The sequence below is a fragment of the Sodalis sp. RH16 genome (assembly GCF_047324245.1).
GTDB classification, from domain to species: domain Bacteria; phylum Pseudomonadota; class Gammaproteobacteria; order Enterobacterales; family Enterobacteriaceae; genus Acerihabitans; species Acerihabitans ligni.
This window is the reverse complement of sequence record NZ_CP178737.1, coordinates 516,110-532,559: the sequence shown is the minus strand read 5'-3', so window position 1 is coordinate 532,559 and position 16,450 is coordinate 516,110. Positions and strand designations below refer to the sequence as shown.

13 protein-coding genes and 2 tRNA genes are annotated in these 16,450 nt (G+C 54.8%); 13 read left to right on the top strand and 2 right to left on the bottom strand.

Translation table 11 applies throughout. The features are described from left to right. Window positions 1–91: 91 nt before the first annotated feature. Window positions 92–1,090, top strand: a complete 999-nt coding sequence (locus ACL2XJ_RS02425; protein WP_413725527.1) for a LacI family DNA-binding transcriptional regulator — start codon at window positions 92–94, stop codon at window positions 1,088–1,090. A 19-nt stretch (window positions 1,091–1,109) separates the two neighbouring features. Here ACL2XJ_RS02425 and dacB read toward each other — a convergent pair whose 3' ends face one another. Continuing rightward, the gene (dacB, locus tag ACL2XJ_RS02420) at window positions 1,110–2,543 is read right to left on the bottom strand and encodes a serine-type D-Ala-D-Ala carboxypeptidase (RefSeq protein ID WP_413725526.1); all 1,434 of its coding nucleotides are present in this window, start codon (window positions 2,541–2,543) and stop codon (window positions 1,110–1,112) included. 268 nt (window positions 2,544–2,811) lie between these two features. On the opposite strand from dacB, the gene greA reads away from it, so the two are divergent. Continuing rightward, the gene (gene greA / locus ACL2XJ_RS02415) at window positions 2,812–3,288 is read left to right on the top strand and encodes a transcription elongation factor GreA (protein WP_132925781.1); all 477 of its coding nucleotides are present in this window, start codon (window positions 2,812–2,814) and stop codon (window positions 3,286–3,288) included. A gap of 117 nt (window positions 3,289–3,405) precedes the next feature. Here greA and yhbY read toward each other — a convergent pair whose 3' ends face one another. Then, entirely contained in the window at window positions 3,406–3,699 is a 294-nt protein-coding gene (gene yhbY, locus ACL2XJ_RS02410; protein WP_132925783.1) for a ribosome assembly RNA-binding protein YhbY, read from the bottom strand. A 146-nt stretch (window positions 3,700–3,845) separates the two neighbouring features. On the opposite strand from yhbY, the gene rlmE reads away from it, so the two are divergent. From rlmE to infB, 11 genes are all read left to right on the top strand, one after another. Further along, entirely contained in the window at window positions 3,846–4,475 is a 630-nt protein-coding gene (rlmE, locus tag ACL2XJ_RS02405) for a 23S rRNA (uridine(2552)-2'-O)-methyltransferase RlmE (protein ID WP_132925785.1), read from the top strand. A gap of 55 nt (window positions 4,476–4,530) precedes the next feature. After that, the gene (gene ftsH / locus ACL2XJ_RS02400; protein ID WP_132928003.1) at window positions 4,531–6,468 is read left to right on the top strand and encodes an ATP-dependent zinc metalloprotease FtsH; all 1,938 of its coding nucleotides are present in this window, start codon (window positions 4,531–4,533) and stop codon (window positions 6,466–6,468) included. 161 nt (window positions 6,469–6,629) lie between these two features. Beyond that, window positions 6,630–7,475 carry a dihydropteroate synthase gene (gene folP, locus ACL2XJ_RS02395; RefSeq protein ID WP_413725525.1) on the top strand — a complete coding sequence of 282 codons (846 nt, stop codon included), beginning with the start codon at window positions 6,630–6,632 and terminating at the stop codon, window positions 7,473–7,475. Beyond that, window positions 7,472–8,809 (top strand): phosphoglucosamine mutase, encoded by a 1,338-nt coding sequence (gene glmM / locus ACL2XJ_RS02390; RefSeq protein WP_203523946.1) that lies wholly within the window; start codon window positions 7,472–7,474, stop codon window positions 8,807–8,809. Before folP ends, glmM begins: the two co-directional genes overlap by 4 nt. A gap of 209 nt (window positions 8,810–9,018) precedes the next feature. Next, window positions 9,019–9,351 carry a preprotein translocase subunit SecG gene (gene secG / locus ACL2XJ_RS02385; protein WP_132925791.1) on the top strand — a complete coding sequence of 111 codons (333 nt, stop codon included), beginning with the start codon at window positions 9,019–9,021 and terminating at the stop codon, window positions 9,349–9,351. Window positions 9,352–9,505: 154 nt separating this feature from the next. Continuing rightward, window positions 9,506–9,592, top strand: a tRNA-Leu gene (locus ACL2XJ_RS02380). A 310-nt stretch (window positions 9,593–9,902) separates the two neighbouring features. Then, window positions 9,903–11,012 (top strand): hypothetical protein, encoded by a 1,110-nt coding sequence (locus ACL2XJ_RS02375; protein WP_413725524.1) that lies wholly within the window; start codon window positions 9,903–9,905, stop codon window positions 11,010–11,012. Window positions 11,013–11,260: 248 nt separating this feature from the next. Next, window positions 11,261–11,337, top strand: a tRNA-Met gene (locus ACL2XJ_RS02370). Between the two features lie 214 nt (window positions 11,338–11,551). After that, a complete protein-coding gene (rimP, locus tag ACL2XJ_RS02365) occupies window positions 11,552–12,004 on the top strand; it encodes a ribosome maturation factor RimP (protein WP_165934230.1) in 453 nt (150 codons plus the stop codon). 21 nt (window positions 12,005–12,025) lie between these two features. Further along, window positions 12,026–13,513 carry a transcription termination factor NusA gene (gene nusA / locus ACL2XJ_RS02360; protein WP_413725523.1) on the top strand — a complete coding sequence of 496 codons (1,488 nt, stop codon included), beginning with the start codon at window positions 12,026–12,028 and terminating at the stop codon, window positions 13,511–13,513. 25 nt (window positions 13,514–13,538) lie between these two features. Then, window positions 13,539–16,253: a translation initiation factor IF-2 gene (gene infB / locus ACL2XJ_RS02355; protein ID WP_132925797.1), complete on the top strand. Its 2,715-nt coding sequence runs from the start codon at window positions 13,539–13,541 to the stop codon at window positions 16,251–16,253. Window positions 16,254–16,450 lie beyond the last annotated feature (197 nt).

The following is a 16,450-nucleotide window of genomic DNA, read 5'->3' as shown; positions in this document are numbered from 1 at the left end:
AAGTTTAACGTAAAACAAATGGTCGGCGTCGATATTAAGACGGATGTGTGATGCAAAATGCAAAATGATTGCTTAGACTGTGGGGTGCCTTATGGCTGCATCCCGACTTGAAAAAGTCACGCTGGAGAGCGTTGCGGCTCGATTAAATGTGAGCAGAATCACTGTCTCCAGAGCTTTCACGCATCCGGAAAAAGTCCATCCCGACACGTTGAAACGCGTCCTGGCCGCGGCTGAAAGCATGGGTTACATCGTCAATGCCGCGGCCCGGATCCTGCGGGCCAACGCCAGCAAAACCATCGGGATCGTCAATCCCGACATGAGCCATCCTTTCTTTGGGCAACTGGCCAGGGAAATGACGCTGGAGGCGCACAAGGCAGGATATGATACCCTGATTTACGATTCCTTTGAGTCGCAGGAAATAGAAAACCGCATCATTGACAAGCTCATCGGCTACGGCGTCGATGCTATCATTCTTTCCGTTATTTCTTCCGACAGGTCGTACCATCCCGCTTATTTAAAACGGCTGGAAACGCTGGACATCCCGGTGGTGTTGGTGGATCGGGATCTCAGTGCCAGGCACTGCAGCGGCGTGTATATCGATAACCTTGACTGCGGGCTCCAGGCCGGCCGTTACCTGCTGTCCAAACAGGTTAAACATGTGGTGGTGGTTTCCGGACCAAAAGACTCAAACGTATCGCGGGATCGCATCATCGGAATCAGCGCGGCATTACAGGGAGCCATTGAGCGCCTGGACATATTGCACGCCGACTTTTACATGATGCCGGCTTATCGGGCCGCCAGCCGGTACATTGAAAGCTGCCCTTTGCCGGACTACTTTGTCGGTACCAATAGCCAGATTTCCCTGGGCATCATAAAATCCTGTATTGACCATAAACTCACACCGCAAAAAGACGTCTCGCTGCTCAGTATTGACGAAATACCCGATGCAGATATTTATGGGTTCAGTTTCCCGTGCATCGCTCATAATACCCATGAAATTGCCTATCAGGCGCTGAATCTGGCCATCAGAAGGGCCACTGATGCGGATGCTAAGCCCAGCAAAGTGATCATTCGCGGTAAACTGATGTGACCCGGTGCTATGGCCGGCATCAGTTATTCTGATAGATGTCTTTATACAAGCGGCTTTCAAATCGCACCAGTGGAATGCGGCGATCTTTTTGATCCTGCGGCGGCACCGCGTAACCCGAAAGATATTGCACAAACGCCATCCGCTGACCGCTGGCGGTGGTGATAAAACCCGCCAGGTTATAGACGCCCTGCAAGGAGCCGGTTTTTGCCGAGACCTTGCCGTCCACGCCCGCCTCATGCAAGCCGGCGCGATACATCAGCGTTCCGTCATAGCCCGCCAGCGGCAGCATAGAGATGAAATCCAGCGTTTGATCGTGCTGGCCGATGTATTGCAGCACCTGCATCATGGTCGCCGGCGAGAGCAGGTCGTGGCGGGATAATCCCGAACCGTCCACCTGGATGGTATTGCCCAAATCGATGCCGGCCTGCTGGCGCAGGATCTGCCGCACTGCGTCCGAACCGGCGCGCCAGGTGCCGGGCACTTTGAAGCGCTCGTGGCCGATGGTGCGAAAAACCGTGTCGGCTATCATGTTGTCGGATTTTTTCAGCATGATCCGCAGCAGATCGTGCAGCGGGGCGGAATAGGCCTGCGCCAGCACCGTACCGGCGGCTGTGGGATTGGTTTGGCGCCGGAGGGTGCCGCTGATGCTGATGTCGGCCTGCCGCAGTTCATCTTTCAGGATGGCGCCGGCATAACTGGCGCCGTCCTGGATGGCGAAGGCCAGCGGCAAAGGCTCCGCCCGCTGGGGCATGCAGCCGGTCAGGGTAAACCGGTTCAGTTCCCCCGGCACCACGTCAAGCTCGCAATATTGCGCATCGGGGGATCCCTTTTCCAGGGTACGCACCTGGCTGAACATCTGCACCGGGTAATAAGACGCCACGCGGATAAAGGCGGTATCGCCGGTTTTCTGGCCGCTGTAAAGTGAAACGGAAAAACAGTTCCGATCGACAATCGCCGCTCCCGGCGGGGCGCTGAAGCATTCGGTCAAATCATTCCACGGCCAGCCGGGGGCTTTGTCGTGGCTGGCGAAAACCGACGTATCGATGATCAGATCCCCCGATATCTGCCGAATACCCTGCTTGCGCAGTCCGGCAACCATATTGCGCAGCTGCTGGCGGGTCAGGGTAGGGTCGCCGCCAAAGCGGGCCACCAGATTGCCATGCAAAACCCCGTTTGTGACCGGGCCGTAACTTTCCAGGGTGGTGGTGAAACGATAATCAGGGCCTAACTGCAATAACGCCGCCAGAGCGGTAATCACTTTTTGCGTACTGGCGGGCAGCGCCATTTGCTGGCTGTGAAAGTCGATGGCGGGGGCGGTTGCGCCGATTTTTTGCACAATCAACGCCAAATTCGCGCCATCGGGTAATGATTCCATGTAATTTTCAACCGGCGTCGCCTGTGCACAGAGCATGAAAACGCTGGTGAGTCCTATAAGCAAACGTGAAAAACGCATAATTTTCGGCAAAGGCAATGTAACGTGCTGCCATACTACGGTGCAAACAGGGTTAAAGTAAACGATGACCCATGAGGAACTCTGGGTTAAAATACGTATCAAAATGCAAATTGCCCCGGCCTGGAATTTTTCCTCAGGTCAGGATTTTTTTGCTTTCCGCTTAGGTAGTGGCGTAAACCATAGCGCCGTGACTACTGTAAGTCATGTCAAGAATACGGCATGTCTTGAAGGTGGGAAGCTTAGCAGGATGAATTTCAGAGGTATTGCCATGACTCCAGTTCCTATGACCTTGCGTGGTGCTGAAAAATTACGGGAAGAGCTTGAATTGTTGAAAAGCGTTCGTCGCCCGGAAATCATCAGAGCCATCGCCGATGCCCGTGAACACGGCGATTTGAAAGAAAATGCGGAATACCACGCCGCACGTGAGCAACAAGGGTTTTGCGAAGGACGTATCCAGGAAATCGAGGCGAAATTATCCAATGCCCAGATTATCGACGTCACCAAAATGTCGGCTAACGGCCGGGTAATATTCGGCAGCACGGTGAGTATTCTGAACCTGGAAAACGAAGAAGAGCTGACCTACCGTATCGTCGGCGACGACGAAGCGGATTTCAAACATAATCTTATTTCCATCAATTCACCGATGGCCCGCGGCCTGGTGGGAAAGGAAGAGGGCGACGTTGCGCTTATCCGGACGCCCGGCGGCGATGTGGAATATGAAATCCAGAAGGTTGAATATCTGTAAGGGCAATTGCGCTCGCAGATATGACAGTTAAGAAGAATTGTAAAGAAAGGAAAAAGGCCGTAAGCGGCCTTTTCCTGCATTAAAGAGCATGGCACCTTTGCAGATGCGGCAATAGGGTCAGCGCGGTAAAGTGATTTTTCGCTCCTTGGCCGGACGGTAGAGTACCAGGATGCTGCCGATAATCTGAACGCAGACGGCACCGGTCTCGCGCACGATGGCATCGGCGATGAGCTTTTTGGTGTCGCGTTCTTCGGCGGCGATTTTGATTTTGATCAGCTCATGATGCTCAATGGCTTGCTCGATTTCCGCCAGAACGCCTTCCGTCAGGCCGTTATTTCCCAGCATGACGACGGGTTTGAGCAGATGCGCCAGACCTTTCAGGTGCTGTTTTTGCTTGTTGTTCAGATTCATTTGTCTTTTTTGCTTACGTTGGGATTGAAAACGGCACATTCTACCGCCATCTCATGATTATCACCAAATCGGTCGTGATTGTATCCGGCGCAAGAGTGCCTCATTCCTTCACCAATGCCCCACTTTCAGGATAGTTGGATAATAAAATGACCACCAAAAAGCGTTCCGGCAGCTCAAGTCGGTGGCTACAGGAACACTTTAGCGATAAATATGTACTTGAGGCACAAAAAAAAGGACTGCGTTCCCGTGCCTGGTTTAAACTTGAAGAAATACAGCAGGGCGACCGGCTTTTCAAACAGGACATGGCCGTGGTGGATTTAGGCGCCGCGCCCGGCGGCTGGTCGCAATATGTCGCCACGCAAATTGGTAAAAAAGGGCGTATCATCGCCTGTGATATTCTCCCCATGGATCCGATTGTGGGCGTTGATTTTCTGCAGGGCGACTTTCGCGATCCTCTGGTATTAAAAGCGTTGCTGGAGAGAGTAGGCGAAGGAAAAATTCAGGTGGTCATGTCCGACATGGCGCCGAATATGAGCGGTACCCCGGCTGTCGATATTCCCAAAGCCATGTATTTAGCGGAATTGGCATTGGAGATGGGTCGGGATGTGCTGGCACCAGGCGGCAGTTTTCTGGTTAAAGTCTTTCAGGGAGAAGGTTTTGATGAATACCTGCGGGAAATTCGCTCCCTATTTACGAAGGTAAAGATTCGTAAGCCAGACGCTTCCCGCGCACGTTCGCGAGAAGTGTACATTGTGGCGACAGGGCGCAAAGTATAGTACCCTACGCTAATTGTTAACACCGTTGTAATATGAGGTTAATCCCTTGAGTGACATGGCGAAAAACCTGATTCTCTGGTTGGTCATCGCGGTAGTGCTGATGTCTGTATTTCAGAGCTTCGGGCCCAGCGAGTCCAATGGCCGTAAGGTGGATTACACTACCTTTATGTCTGAATTGAATCAGGATCAGATTAGGGAAGCGCGTATTAACGGGCGTGAGATTACCGTTACCAGGAAAGACAGTAACCGTTACACCACGTATATCCCGGTCAATGACCCGCGGTTATTGGATTCCCTGCTGACCAAGAATGTTAAAGTTGTCGGTGAGCCGCCGGAAGAACCGAGCCTGCTGGCCTCTATATTCATTTCCTGGTTCCCGATGCTGTTGCTGATTGGCGTCTGGATCTTCTTCATGCGGCAAATGCAGGGCGGCGGCGGCAAGGGGGCGATGTCCTTCGGCAAAAGCAAGGCCCGGATGCTCACTGAGGATCAGATCAAAACAACCTTTGCCGACGTGGCGGGCTGTGACGAAGCAAAAGAAGAAGTCAGCGAACTGGTGGATTATCTCCGCGAGCCGAGCCGCTTCCAGAAGCTGGGTGGGAAAATTCCTAAAGGCGTGCTGATGGTGGGCCCGCCGGGGACAGGTAAAACCCTGCTGGCGAAAGCCATCGCCGGTGAAGCGAAAGTGCCGTTCTTCACCATCTCCGGTTCGGATTTCGTGGAAATGTTCGTCGGCGTCGGCGCATCCCGTGTGCGCGATATGTTCGAACAGGCCAAGAAGGCCGCTCCCTGCATCATCTTCATCGATGAAATCGATGCGGTGGGTCGCCAGCGCGGCGCCGGCCTCGGCGGCGGTCATGACGAACGTGAACAAACGCTGAACCAGATGCTGGTGGAAATGGACGGCTTCGAAGGCAACGAAGGCATTATCGTGATTGCCGCCACCAACCGTCCCGACGTGCTGGACCCGGCTTTGCTGCGCCCCGGACGTTTTGACCGCCAGGTGGTGGTGGGTTTGCCGGATGTCCGCGGCCGTGAACAGATTCTGAAAGTGCATATGCGCCGCGTGCCGTTATCCACGGATATGGATCCTTCCGTGATTGCGCGCGGTACTCCGGGTTTCTCCGGCGCCGATTTGGCCAACCTGGTGAATGAAGCCGCGTTGTTCGCCGCCCGCGGCAGCAAGCGCGTGGTGTCCATGGTGGAGTTTGAAAAAGCCAAGGACAAAATCATGATGGGCGCTGAACGCCGTTCCATGGTGATGACGGAAGCGCAGAAGGAGTCCACCGCTTACCATGAAGCGGGCCACGCCATTATCGGCCGTCTGGTGCCCGAGCATGATCCGGTTCACAAAGTTACCATTATTCCGCGCGGACGCGCGCTGGGCGTCACGTTCTTCCTGCCGGAAGGCGATGCCATCAGCGCCAGCCGCCAGAAGCTTGAAAGCCAGATTTCCACCCTGTACGGCGGCCGTTTGGCGGAAGAGATCATTTACGGACCGCAGAAAGTCTCCACCGGCGCTTCCAATGATATCAAGGTGGCCACTTCCATTGCCCGTAACATGGTGACCCAATGGGGCTTCTCCGACAAGCTGGGACCCTTGCTGTACGCCGAAGAGGAGGGCGAAGTCTTCCTGGGCCGTTCGGTGGCGAAAGCCAAGCATATGTCCGACGAGACGGCGCGTATCATCGACCAGGAAGTGAAATCCCTGATTGAACGCAACTACACCCGCGCCCGTACGCTGCTGATGGAAAATATGGATATCCTGCATTCAATGAAAGATGCACTGATGAAGTATGAAACCATCGACGCGCCGCAAATCGATGATTTGATGGGACGCAAAACCGTCCGTCCGCCCGCCGGATGGGACGATTCGCCGAGCAACCACTCCTCCGATAACGGCGGCACGCCTAAAGCGCCGACGCCGGTGGATCAGCCCAATACGCCGACGGGCAATACCATGTCCGAACAGTTCGGCAATAACCGGGCGTAACAACCGGTCCCGGCTGCGCACGTTGCCAATCCCTAGAAGCCCCGGCCTAATCGCTGGGGCTTTTTTATTGATGCGACAATCAGACGGGGCCGGCGGGCTTTTTGCCCGGACAGTGATAAGATATGCCGCTATCATAGGTTTCCAAATGGAGGGATCCCACTATGCAACTCATGGTTAATCAGCGCACGCTCGATCTCGGCGCGCCCCAGGTCATGGGCATACTTAACGTGACTCCGGACTCTTTCTCCGACGGCGGGCGCTATACCCATCTTGATGCGGCGCTAAAGCATGCCCAGGAGATGATCGAGGCCGGCGCTACGCTTATCGATATCGGCGGCGAATCCACCCGCCCCGGCGCTGCGGCGGTCAGCGCCGAGGAAGAAGCCGAGCGGGTGCTGCCGGTGGTGGAAGCGCTGGCGCGGCGCTTTGAGGTATTTATCTCGGTGGATACCTCCCGGGCCCTGGTGATGCGGGAGAGCGCGGCGGCGGGGGCGCACATGATTAACGATATCCGCGCCCTGGGCGAAACCGGCGCCATGGAGGCGGCCCGGGACAGCGGCTTGCCCATCTGTCTGATGCATATGCAGGGGGAGCCGCGTACCATGCAGCAGGCGCCTTATTATGAAGATGTGCTGGAGGACGTGAAGCGTTTTTTTGTCCGGCGCATCGCCGAGTGCCAGATGGCGGGCATTGAAAAAAATCGCCTGATCCTCGACCCCGGCTTCGGTTTTGGCAAGAATTCAGCGCATAATTACCGACTTCTGGCCCGGCTGGCTGATTTTAGCCAATTCGGGTTGCCGATACTGGTGGGAATGTCCCGCAAATCCATGGTAGGGCAGCTGACCGGGGCTCCTGCCGGGCAGCGCGTCATCGGCAGCGTGGCCTGTGCGGTCATCGCCGCCATGCAGGGTGCCCGTATTATCCGCGTCCATGATGTCAAAGAAACCATTGAGGCGATGCTTATCGTCAAAGCGACTCTTTCAGCGAAGGAATCACTATTTGTATGAGTAATCATAAATACTTCGGAACGGACGGTATTCGCGGCAAGGTAGGGGACAGTCCCATCACACCGGATTTCGTATTAAAACTGGGCTGGGCCGCCGGCAAGGTACTGGCTCGCCACGGATCGCGCAAGATTATCATCGGCAAGGATACGCGAATCTCCGGTTACATGCTGGAATCCGCCCTGGAGGCCGGTCTGGCGGCGGCGGGTCTATCCGCCGCGTTTACCGGACCGATGCCGACCCCCGCCATCGCTTATCTGACGCGCACGTTCCGGGCCGAGGCGGGGATCGTGATTTCCGCTTCCCACAATCCCTTTTATGATAACGGCATCAAGTTTTTCTCCATAGACGGCACGAAGCTGCCCGATGAGGTGGAAGAAGCCATCGAAGCGGAGCTGGAAAAGAACCTGACCTGCGTGGAGTCCGCCGAACTGGGTAAAGCCAGCCGCATCGTCGATGCGGCCGGCCGCTATATTGAATTTTGCAAAGGTACCTTCCCCAGCAACAGCAGCCTGCGAGGCCTGAAAATCGTGGTGGATTGCGCCAACGGCGCTACCTATCACATCGCCCCCAGCGTACTGCGGGAGCTGGGGGCCGATGTCACGGCCATCGGCTGCCAGCCGGACGGGATGAATATCAACCAGGAGTGCGGCGCCACCGATGTGCGGTTATTGCAACGGCGTGTACTAGACGAAAAAGCCGATCTGGGTATCGCCTATGACGGCGACGGCGATCGGGTGATCATGATTGATCATCTCGGCAATAAGGTGGATGGGGATCAGATCCTCTATATCATCGCACGGGAAAAGCTGCGACAGGGCCAGCTGAGCGGCGGCGTGGTGGGCACCCTGATGAGCAATATGGGGCTGGAACTGGCCCTTAGGCAACTGGGCATTCCGTTTGTGCGGGCGAAAGTGGGCGACCGCTATGTACTGGAAAAATTACAGGAAAAGGGCTGGCGCATCGGGGCGGAAAATTCCGGCCATGTCATCCTGCTGGATAAAACCACCACCGGCGACGGTATTATCGCCGGTCTGCAGGTATTGTCCGCCATGGTGGGGAATCATATGAACCTGCACGACCTCTGCAGCGGCATGCGCCTGCTGCCGCAAATACTGGTGAACGTGCGTTTTGACGGCAGTAATGATCCGCTGGAATCGACGCTGGTGAAACAGGCCTTGGCGGAAGTGGAAAGCGCGCTGGCCGGAAAGGGCCGGGTATTGCTGCGTAAATCCGGCACCGAGCCGCTGATCCGGGTCATGGTGGAAGGCGAAGATGACGAACAGGTCAAACGATTGGCTCATCTGATAGCCGATGCGGTGAAAGCCGCCGGTTGAGGAGAGGGGGCATGGCATGCCGGCGCCTCCAGGCGTTGGCTGTTGCCGCCGTGACGTTTTTTTCCGCAATCAGTTCGTTAGCCGCAATTTACCCTTGCGTGCGCACCTTGCTTTCGTTAGTATTCACACCCGCTTCAGTCGGAGTTTATAATCGCCGAACCGGGGCAGTCGTTTAATGTGCGGTCAAACCCGCAAGGACACAAAAGATTATGTATGAAGCTCTGTTAGTCATATTCCTGTTGGTAGCTGTCGGGCTGGTTGCGCTGATCATGCTGCAGCAAGGTAAGGGTGCTGATATGGGGGCCTCGTTCGGCGCAGGCGCTTCCGCGACCCTGTTCGGATCCAGCGGTTCCGGTAACTTCATGACCCGTGTGACGGCGGTGCTGGCGACATTGTTTTTTATTCTGAGCCTGGTGTTGGGCAATTTGAACGGCAGTCATACCAAGAAAGGCAGCGAGTGGGATAATCTGAGCCAGCCCGTGCAATCGGAAAAAGCACCTGTCCAGGCGCCGGCTAAATCGAATAACGATATCCCGCAATAATCCGTGACGTTCTATCCGCTGTGATAGACGTGATTGAAGTACGCCGGTGTTTTGTCAATGCATAATATCCGGTGTAACCTCAGCCCGCTAGAATCTGCCCGGTATTAGCTGGGTATGCAAAATGGGTTGTGCAGGCAGTAAGCGAATTATCAGTGCCGAGGTGGTGAAATTGGTAGACACGCTACCTTGAGGTGGTAGTGCCCGATTGGGCTTACGGGTTCAAGTCCCGTCCTCGGTACCAATATCGTTTAGTCAGGTTGTTTTCCATTAGGATTTGTTATTACTGATGCGCGTCGGGTAACTCCATATAGAGTGAGTCAGCGCTTTCAGGCCTTTCTGCTTTATCCACATAACCGTATATATTATTTCCCCGCCACAATCCTCAGGAACGCGACTTGCTGGTGAGGTATTCCTGCCGGCAGATAGCTGCGTAAGCGAAATATACAATTTTAAATAATTCCTCCATGCGATAGTGGCGTTATTGAATTCCACATTAATAATCCTTTGAGAATGATGCGTGATTGGCCAGGTAAAGCACCTTGGTTTGGAGCATGCTGAAATTCACCTATTCTGGAGAGATAACTATGAATTTGTTCCCGGCGTTCTTATCTAGGGTCAATGAAGCACCGAAACATAAAAATGCAGAGATCGACAATCAGGGTGAAAAAGACACCAAACCTGTGAGCGCCTCTGCGGCGAGAATGGTCGAAAAATTACGGTCGGCTGGCAATACGGCATTAAGGCCGCTTTTTATGGTGAAAACATTCGTTGTTGCTTTCGCCAAAAGTTTCATGGCTTTCCAGGCAAAGCTTAAATTTCCCGGCAAAACAACGTCCATGCCTGTGAAGGGGAAGGTGCCCTCCGACGATCCGCTTTTAGATATGTTGAAGGATCCGAACACCTATAAAGTCACTCCCGAGGGGGTTTTAAGCTGTCTCACTAACGATGGTAAATCGGATCTAACCGATGACAATGCCAAAGCGGTGAGGGACTTTCTGGCCGCCAATCCCGACTCTGACCTATTTTCGTCCGCTAATATCCGCATTGTAAACAATGGTTCCTCAGACGGCAAAACAATACCCACTAGCTATAAGATGATATTCGCCCAACCACTGCCCGTTTCCGCCGATAGGACTATTTCAGCATTCTTTATAGATGGACGTGCGGGTACGAACGGTGAATTCAGAGGGGCTCATGCCGACAGGGTTATTATGGGCAAGGACATTGGCGACAAGCAATGGACTTTCAAGAGTTTGGCGGAATTGTGCACCAAATTGACCGCGAGCCCGGCGCTTAACTATAAGTCAAAACAAGCAGCTCATTTTTTGGTCAAAACACTGAATGAATTGGGACCAGAGCAGGCGGTGTCATATTGCAAAAAAATTCCCCAATGGGCGCTTGACCTGGTTGAGTACGATCCCGCTACAGCGGAGTATTTTTCCAAATACGCCCCCGACCAATCCGCCAAGCCTACTCATCCGGTAGACGCAGGAAACCCTGCCACTGATGCCGCGCCGGTCGCCGCTCCCTGGACAGTGGCCAAGGCACCGGTTAAGGTTCCCGCCGGGAACGCAGGAACCTCGGACGGACGGAAAGTTCGTGACTTAATTAAAATGTTTGAAAATAATTTAGTCGCCACCGAACCGCAAAAAAAACGATGAGCATTCACTGCTTGCCCTGGTTTTAGACTTATGGAATACTCGGCACCCTCGCACGAATGCCGGGCAGGTTCAAGGGCAGGCGTATCTGTAACGGCCCTCCGCTCCGTGAACGAGAATAGCGTTTGTGGCGTAAAACTTCTTTTCGGCACAGTGGGTTAAACGGATGTTTCTCATTTTATCTCTGTTCCTAACATAATGATAACTTGCTTTTTGGCGGTTATCAGCGTAATATTCGCAACGATTTCAGACGCGGGGTGGAGCAGCCTGGTAGCTCGTCGGGCTCATAACCCGAAGGTCGTCGGTTCAAATCCGGCCCCCGCAACCACTTTCCCTCAGAGTTCTTTTTCAAATATACTGCTTAAGCGTTATACTGATCTTATGGCAGCGGCGTTTGAAAAAAGATTCTATGGAATGTTGTAAAGCCGCTTGCGGCTTACAGGGTCCCAGTCGCAAAAAGCCCCGAATTTTCGGGGTTTTTTGTTATTAAATGCTAGAACTACTGGGCTTTTTAGCCCTTTTTTTATGTCTTGGGGGTGGGCTTGGCCACATTAGAACAAAAATTGACGGAGATGATCAGCGCACCGGTGGAAGCCTTGGGCTATGAGCTTGTGGGCATAGAGTTTATCCGGGGCCGCCAGTCGACATTACGTATCTATATTGATAGCGACAAGGGTATCACTGTCGATGATTGTGCTGATGTCAGCCACCAGGTCAGCGCGGTACTGGATGTCGAAGATCCTATTTCAGTGGCTTACAGCCTTGAGGTCTCTTCGCCTGGGCTCGATCGTCCGTTATTCGCCGCCAAACACTATATGCAGTTTATCGGTGAAGAAGTCAGCGTCGTATTGCGTATTGCGATGCAGAATCGTCGCAAGTGGCAGGGAATCATTAAAACGGTTGACGGCGAAATGATCACGGTGACGGTGGAAGGAAAAGATGAAGTGTTCGCTTTAAGCAACATCCAGAAAGCGAACCTGGTACCCCACTTTTAACGTTTTAATGAGGCAACTAGGATGAATAAAGAAATTCTGGCTGTTGTTGAAGCAGTTTCCAACGAGAAAGCGGTTCCTCGTGAAAAAATTTTTGAAGCGTTGGAAACCGCGCTGGCGACGGCAACAAAGAAAAAATACGAGCAAGAAATCGAGGTTCGTGTCAATATCGATCGTAAAACCGGCGATTTCGAGACCTTCCGTCGTTGGGTCATTGTCGACGAAGTCACGCAGCCGACCCGTGAAATCACCCTTGACGCCGCCCAGTTTGAAGATCCAAGCGCTTCCCTTGGCGGCTACGTTGAAGATGAGATCGAGTCCGTGGTCTTCGACCGCATCACCACCCAGACCGCAAAGCAGGTCATCGTCCAGAAAGTACGCGAGGCCGAACGCGCGATGGTGGTGGATCAATTCCGCCAGCATGAAGGCGAGATAGTCACCGGCGTGGTAAAAAAAGTCAATCGCGACAACATCAGCCTTGATTTGGGCAGCAATGCCGAAGCGGTTATCGGCCGTGAGGACATGCTGCCGCGGGAAAACTTCCGCCCCGGCGATCGGATTCGCGGCGTGTTGTATTCCGTTCGCCCGGAAGCGCGCGGCGCCCAGCTGTTTGTCAGCCGTTCGCGTCCCGAGATGCTGGTCGAGCTTTTCCGCATCGAAGTGCCGGAAATCGGTGAAGAAGTTATAGAAATAAAGGCCGCTGCCCGCGATCCCGGGTCACGGGCCAAAATCGCTGTGAAAACCAATGATAAGCGTATTGATCCCGTGGGCGCCTGTGTCGGCATGCGCGGTGCGCGCGTGCAGGCGGTTTCCAGCGAATTGGGCGGTGAGCGTATCGATATTGTCCTGTGGGACGACAACCCGGCCCAGTTCGTGATTAACGCCATGGCGCCCGCTGACGTTGCCTCCATCGTTGTGGATGAAGACAAGCACACCATGGACATCGCGGTTGAGTCCGGTAACCTGGCGCAGGCTATCGGCCGCAACGGGCAGAACGTTCGTCTGGCGTCGCAGCTCAGCGGTTGGGAGCTGAATGTCATGACGGTGGAGGATCTGCAGGAAAAACATCAGGCTGAAGCCCACGCCGCCATTGATATTTTTACCAAGCATCTGGACATCGATGAAGAGTTCGCCACTGTGCTGGTGGAGGAGGGTTTCTCCTCATTGGAAGAACTCGCCTATGTCCCGATCAAGGAATTAATGGAAATCGAAGGGCTTGATGAAGACATGGTAGAAGCGCTGCGTGAACGGGCTAAAAATGCCCTGACCACGCTCGCCTTGGCGCAGGAAGAGACTCGCGGCGGGGGCAAGCCGGCTGAAGACCTGCTTAATTTGCCGGAGCTTGAGCGTGAGATGGCGTTCAAGCTGGCGGCGCGCGGTGTTTGTACGCTGGAAGATCTTGCCGAACAGGGTGTCGATGACCTGTCGGATATTGAAGGGCTGAGTACCGAAAAGGCCGGTGAGCTTATTATGGCCGCCCGTAATATCTGTTGGTTTGGCGACAACGCGTAATAAACTGTAGCAGGAAAGGAACAGCATGACAGATGTAACCGTAAAATCGCTCGCCGCAGAAATTCAGACTCCGGTCGATCGCCTGGTACAGCAGTTTGCTGATGCTGGTATCGATAAGACCGCGGCGGATTCTGTGACCCAGCATGAGAAACAAACATTATTGGCGTACCTGAACCGTGAGCGGGGCAGCGCGCCGAACAAGTTAACTTTGCAGCGTAAAACACGCAGCACCTTGAATATTCCCAGTACCGGCGGTAAAAGTAAGTCTGTGCAAATTGAAGTCCGCAAAAAACGTACCTATGTGCAACGCGATTCCCAGTCGGCTGAACAGGCTGAAGCGGAAGAGCTGGCAAAACGTGAAGCGGAAGAATTGGCCCTTCGTGAGGCTCAAGAGCGCGCTGCCAGTGAAGCCGCTGAGAAAGCCAAGCGTGAAGCCGAAGAAAAAGCAAAACGTGCGGCCGACGATAAAGCCAAACGTGAGGCCGCTGAGACAGCGAAGCGCGTGGCAGCGGAAAGTGAAAAATTGACCAACCAGCAGACCAATCATATGACCAAGTCACCACAGGCGGCCGAAAAAGCCCGCCGTGAAGCCGAGGCCGCTGAGCTTAGACGTAAAGCGGAAGAGGAAACGCGTCGCAAGGTTGAAGAAAGTGCCCGCCTCGCTATGGAAGAAGCCAAGCGTATGGCGGAAGCAAACGGCGGTACCTGGGTAGCCACGCCGGAGCCGGTGGAAGAAGACTCCAGTGATTATCACGTCACCACGTCCCATCACGCTCGTGAAGCGGAAGATGAAAACGATCGCAAGGTGGAAGGCGAACGCCGTGCCCGCACCCGTGGCGGCAAAGCCACCAAGCAGAAAAAAACCAGCCGTTTGTCTGAATCCAAGGCCGATCGCGAAGAGGCCCGGGCCGTTACCCGCGGCGGCAAAGGCAAGCGCAAACCGAGCACGCTGCAGCAAAGCTTCACCAAGCCTGCCCAGATAGTGAACCGCGATGTGGTGATCGGCGAAACCGTCACCGTGGCGGAGCTGGCCAATAAAATGGCGGTGAAGGGTTCACAGGTTATCAAGGCGATGATGAAGCTCGGCGCCATGGCGACCATCAACCAGGTGATTGACCAGGAAACCGCGCAGCTGGTGGCCGAAGAGATGGGCCACAAGGTGATTCTGCGTCGTGAAAACGAACTGGAAGAGATGGTGCTGAGCGACCGTGATATCGACGCGGTGGCTGAACCCCGTGCGCCGGTGGTGACCATCATGGGCCACGTCGACCATGGTAAAACCTCGCTGCTGGACTATATCCGCTCAACCAAGGTGGCGGCCGGCGAAGCCGGGGGCATTACCCAGCATATCGGCGCTTACCATGTTGAAACCGAGAACGGCATGATCACCTTCCTGGATACCCCGGGACATGCGGCGTTCACCGCCATGCGTGCCCGCGGCGCCCAGGCGACGGATATCGTGGTGCTGGTGGTGGCCGCCGATGACGGCGTGATGCCGCAGACCATCGAAGCCATTCAGCATGCCAAGGCCGCCAAGGTGCCGGTGGTGGTGGCGGTGAACAAGATCGATAAACCCGAAGCCGATCCGGACCGTGTCAAAAACGAATTGACCCAATACGGCGTGATCCCGGAAGAGTGGGGCGGCGAGAGCCAGTTCGTCAACGTCTCGGCGAAGTCAGGGGCCGGTATCGACGAACTGCTTGACGCCATCCTGCTGCAGGCGGAAGTCCTCGAGCTCAAGGCCATTCGTGTCGGTATGGCCAGCGGCGCGGTGATTGAATCCTTCCTGGATAAGGGCCGTGGGCCGGTCGCCACCGTGTTGGTGCGTGAAGGTACCCTTAACAAGGGCGATATCGTCCTGTGCGGCTTTGAATACGGCCGGGTTCGCGCCATGCGTGACGAATTGGGACGTGAGGTCTCTTCCGCCGGTCCGTCGATTCCGGTGGAAATCCTCGGCTTGTCCGGCGTGCCGGCTGCCGGTGATGAAGCCACCGTCGTGCGCGACGAAAAGAAAGCCCGTGAAGTGGCTTTGTATCGCCAGGGTAAATACCGCGAAGTGAAACTGGCGCGCCAGCAGAAATCCAAGCTGGAGAATATGTTCGCCAACATGACCGAAGGCGAAGTCTCCGAATTGAATATCGTGCTCAAGGCCGATGTCCAGGGTTCCACCGAAGCCATCAGCGATGCGCTTGAAGCGCTGTCCACCGCGGAAGTCAAGGTCAAGATCGTGGGCTCCGGCGTCGGCGGCATCACCGAAACCGATGCCACCCTGGCCGCGGCGTCCAATGCCATTATCCTGGGCTTTAACGTCCGCGCCGATGCGTCCGCCCGTAAGGTGATTGACGCGGAAAGCCTGGATTTGCGTTACTACTCGATTATTTATGAGCTGATTGACGAGGTCAAACAGGCCATGAGCGGGATGCTGGCGCCGGAATACCGCCAGGAAATCATCGGCCTGGCTGAAGTGCGCGATGTGTTCCGCTCGCCGAAATTCGGCGCCATCGCCGGCTGTATGGTGACGGAAGGCCTGGTCAAGCGTAACAACAAAATACGCGTGCTGCGTGATAACGTTGTTATCTATGAAGGCGAACTGGAATCCCTGCGCCGCTTCAAAGATGACGTTGCCGAAGTGCGCAACGGCATGGAATGCGGCATCGGCGTCAAGAATTACAACGACGTCCAGCCGGGCGATGTGATCGAAGTCTTCGAAACCATCGAGATCCAGCGCACCATCGAGTAAGAGTAACAGGGGAATAATGTCCCCTGAGCTTGCTGACAAGGTGCTTGGTCGGGACAGGATGCTAGATCGTAAACACGCCCCGTGCATCCATCCCTGGAGGCTCGATCCGCGCCTTCCATGGCGCGGACGGTTTACTCTTCTATCATCCTGTCCCGCCTTATTGACTCCGAGCAGGTTTGTCAGCGGTAAGAGGGGGG

Coding starts and splice junctions, on each gene's coding strand:
- nusA (WP_413725523.1), top strand. CDS start 12,026: ATGAATAAAGAAATTCTGGCTGTTGTTGAAGCAGTTTCCAACGAGAAA.
- yhbY (WP_132925783.1), bottom strand. CDS start 3,699: ATGAATCTGAACAACAAGCAAAAACAGCACCTGAAAGGTCTGGCGCAT.
- dacB (WP_413725526.1), bottom strand. CDS start 2,543: ATGCGTTTTTCACGTTTGCTTATAGGACTCACCAGCGTTTTCATGCTC.
- ACL2XJ_RS02375 (WP_413725524.1), top strand. CDS start 9,903: ATGCTGAAATTCACCTATTCTGGAGAGATAACTATGAATTTGTTCCCG.
- secG (WP_132925791.1), top strand. CDS start 9,019: ATGTATGAAGCTCTGTTAGTCATATTCCTGTTGGTAGCTGTCGGGCTG.
- infB (WP_132925797.1), top strand. CDS start 13,539: ATGACAGATGTAACCGTAAAATCGCTCGCCGCAGAAATTCAGACTCCG.
- greA (WP_132925781.1), top strand. CDS start 2,812: ATGACTCCAGTTCCTATGACCTTGCGTGGTGCTGAAAAATTACGGGAA.
- ACL2XJ_RS02425 (WP_413725527.1), top strand. CDS start 92: ATGGCTGCATCCCGACTTGAAAAAGTCACGCTGGAGAGCGTTGCGGCT.
- glmM (WP_203523946.1), top strand. CDS start 7,472: ATGAGTAATCATAAATACTTCGGAACGGACGGTATTCGCGGCAAGGTA.
- folP (WP_413725525.1), top strand. CDS start 6,630: ATGCAACTCATGGTTAATCAGCGCACGCTCGATCTCGGCGCGCCCCAG.
- ftsH (WP_132928003.1), top strand. CDS start 4,531: ATGGCGAAAAACCTGATTCTCTGGTTGGTCATCGCGGTAGTGCTGATG.
- rlmE (WP_132925785.1), top strand. CDS start 3,846: ATGACCACCAAAAAGCGTTCCGGCAGCTCAAGTCGGTGGCTACAGGAA.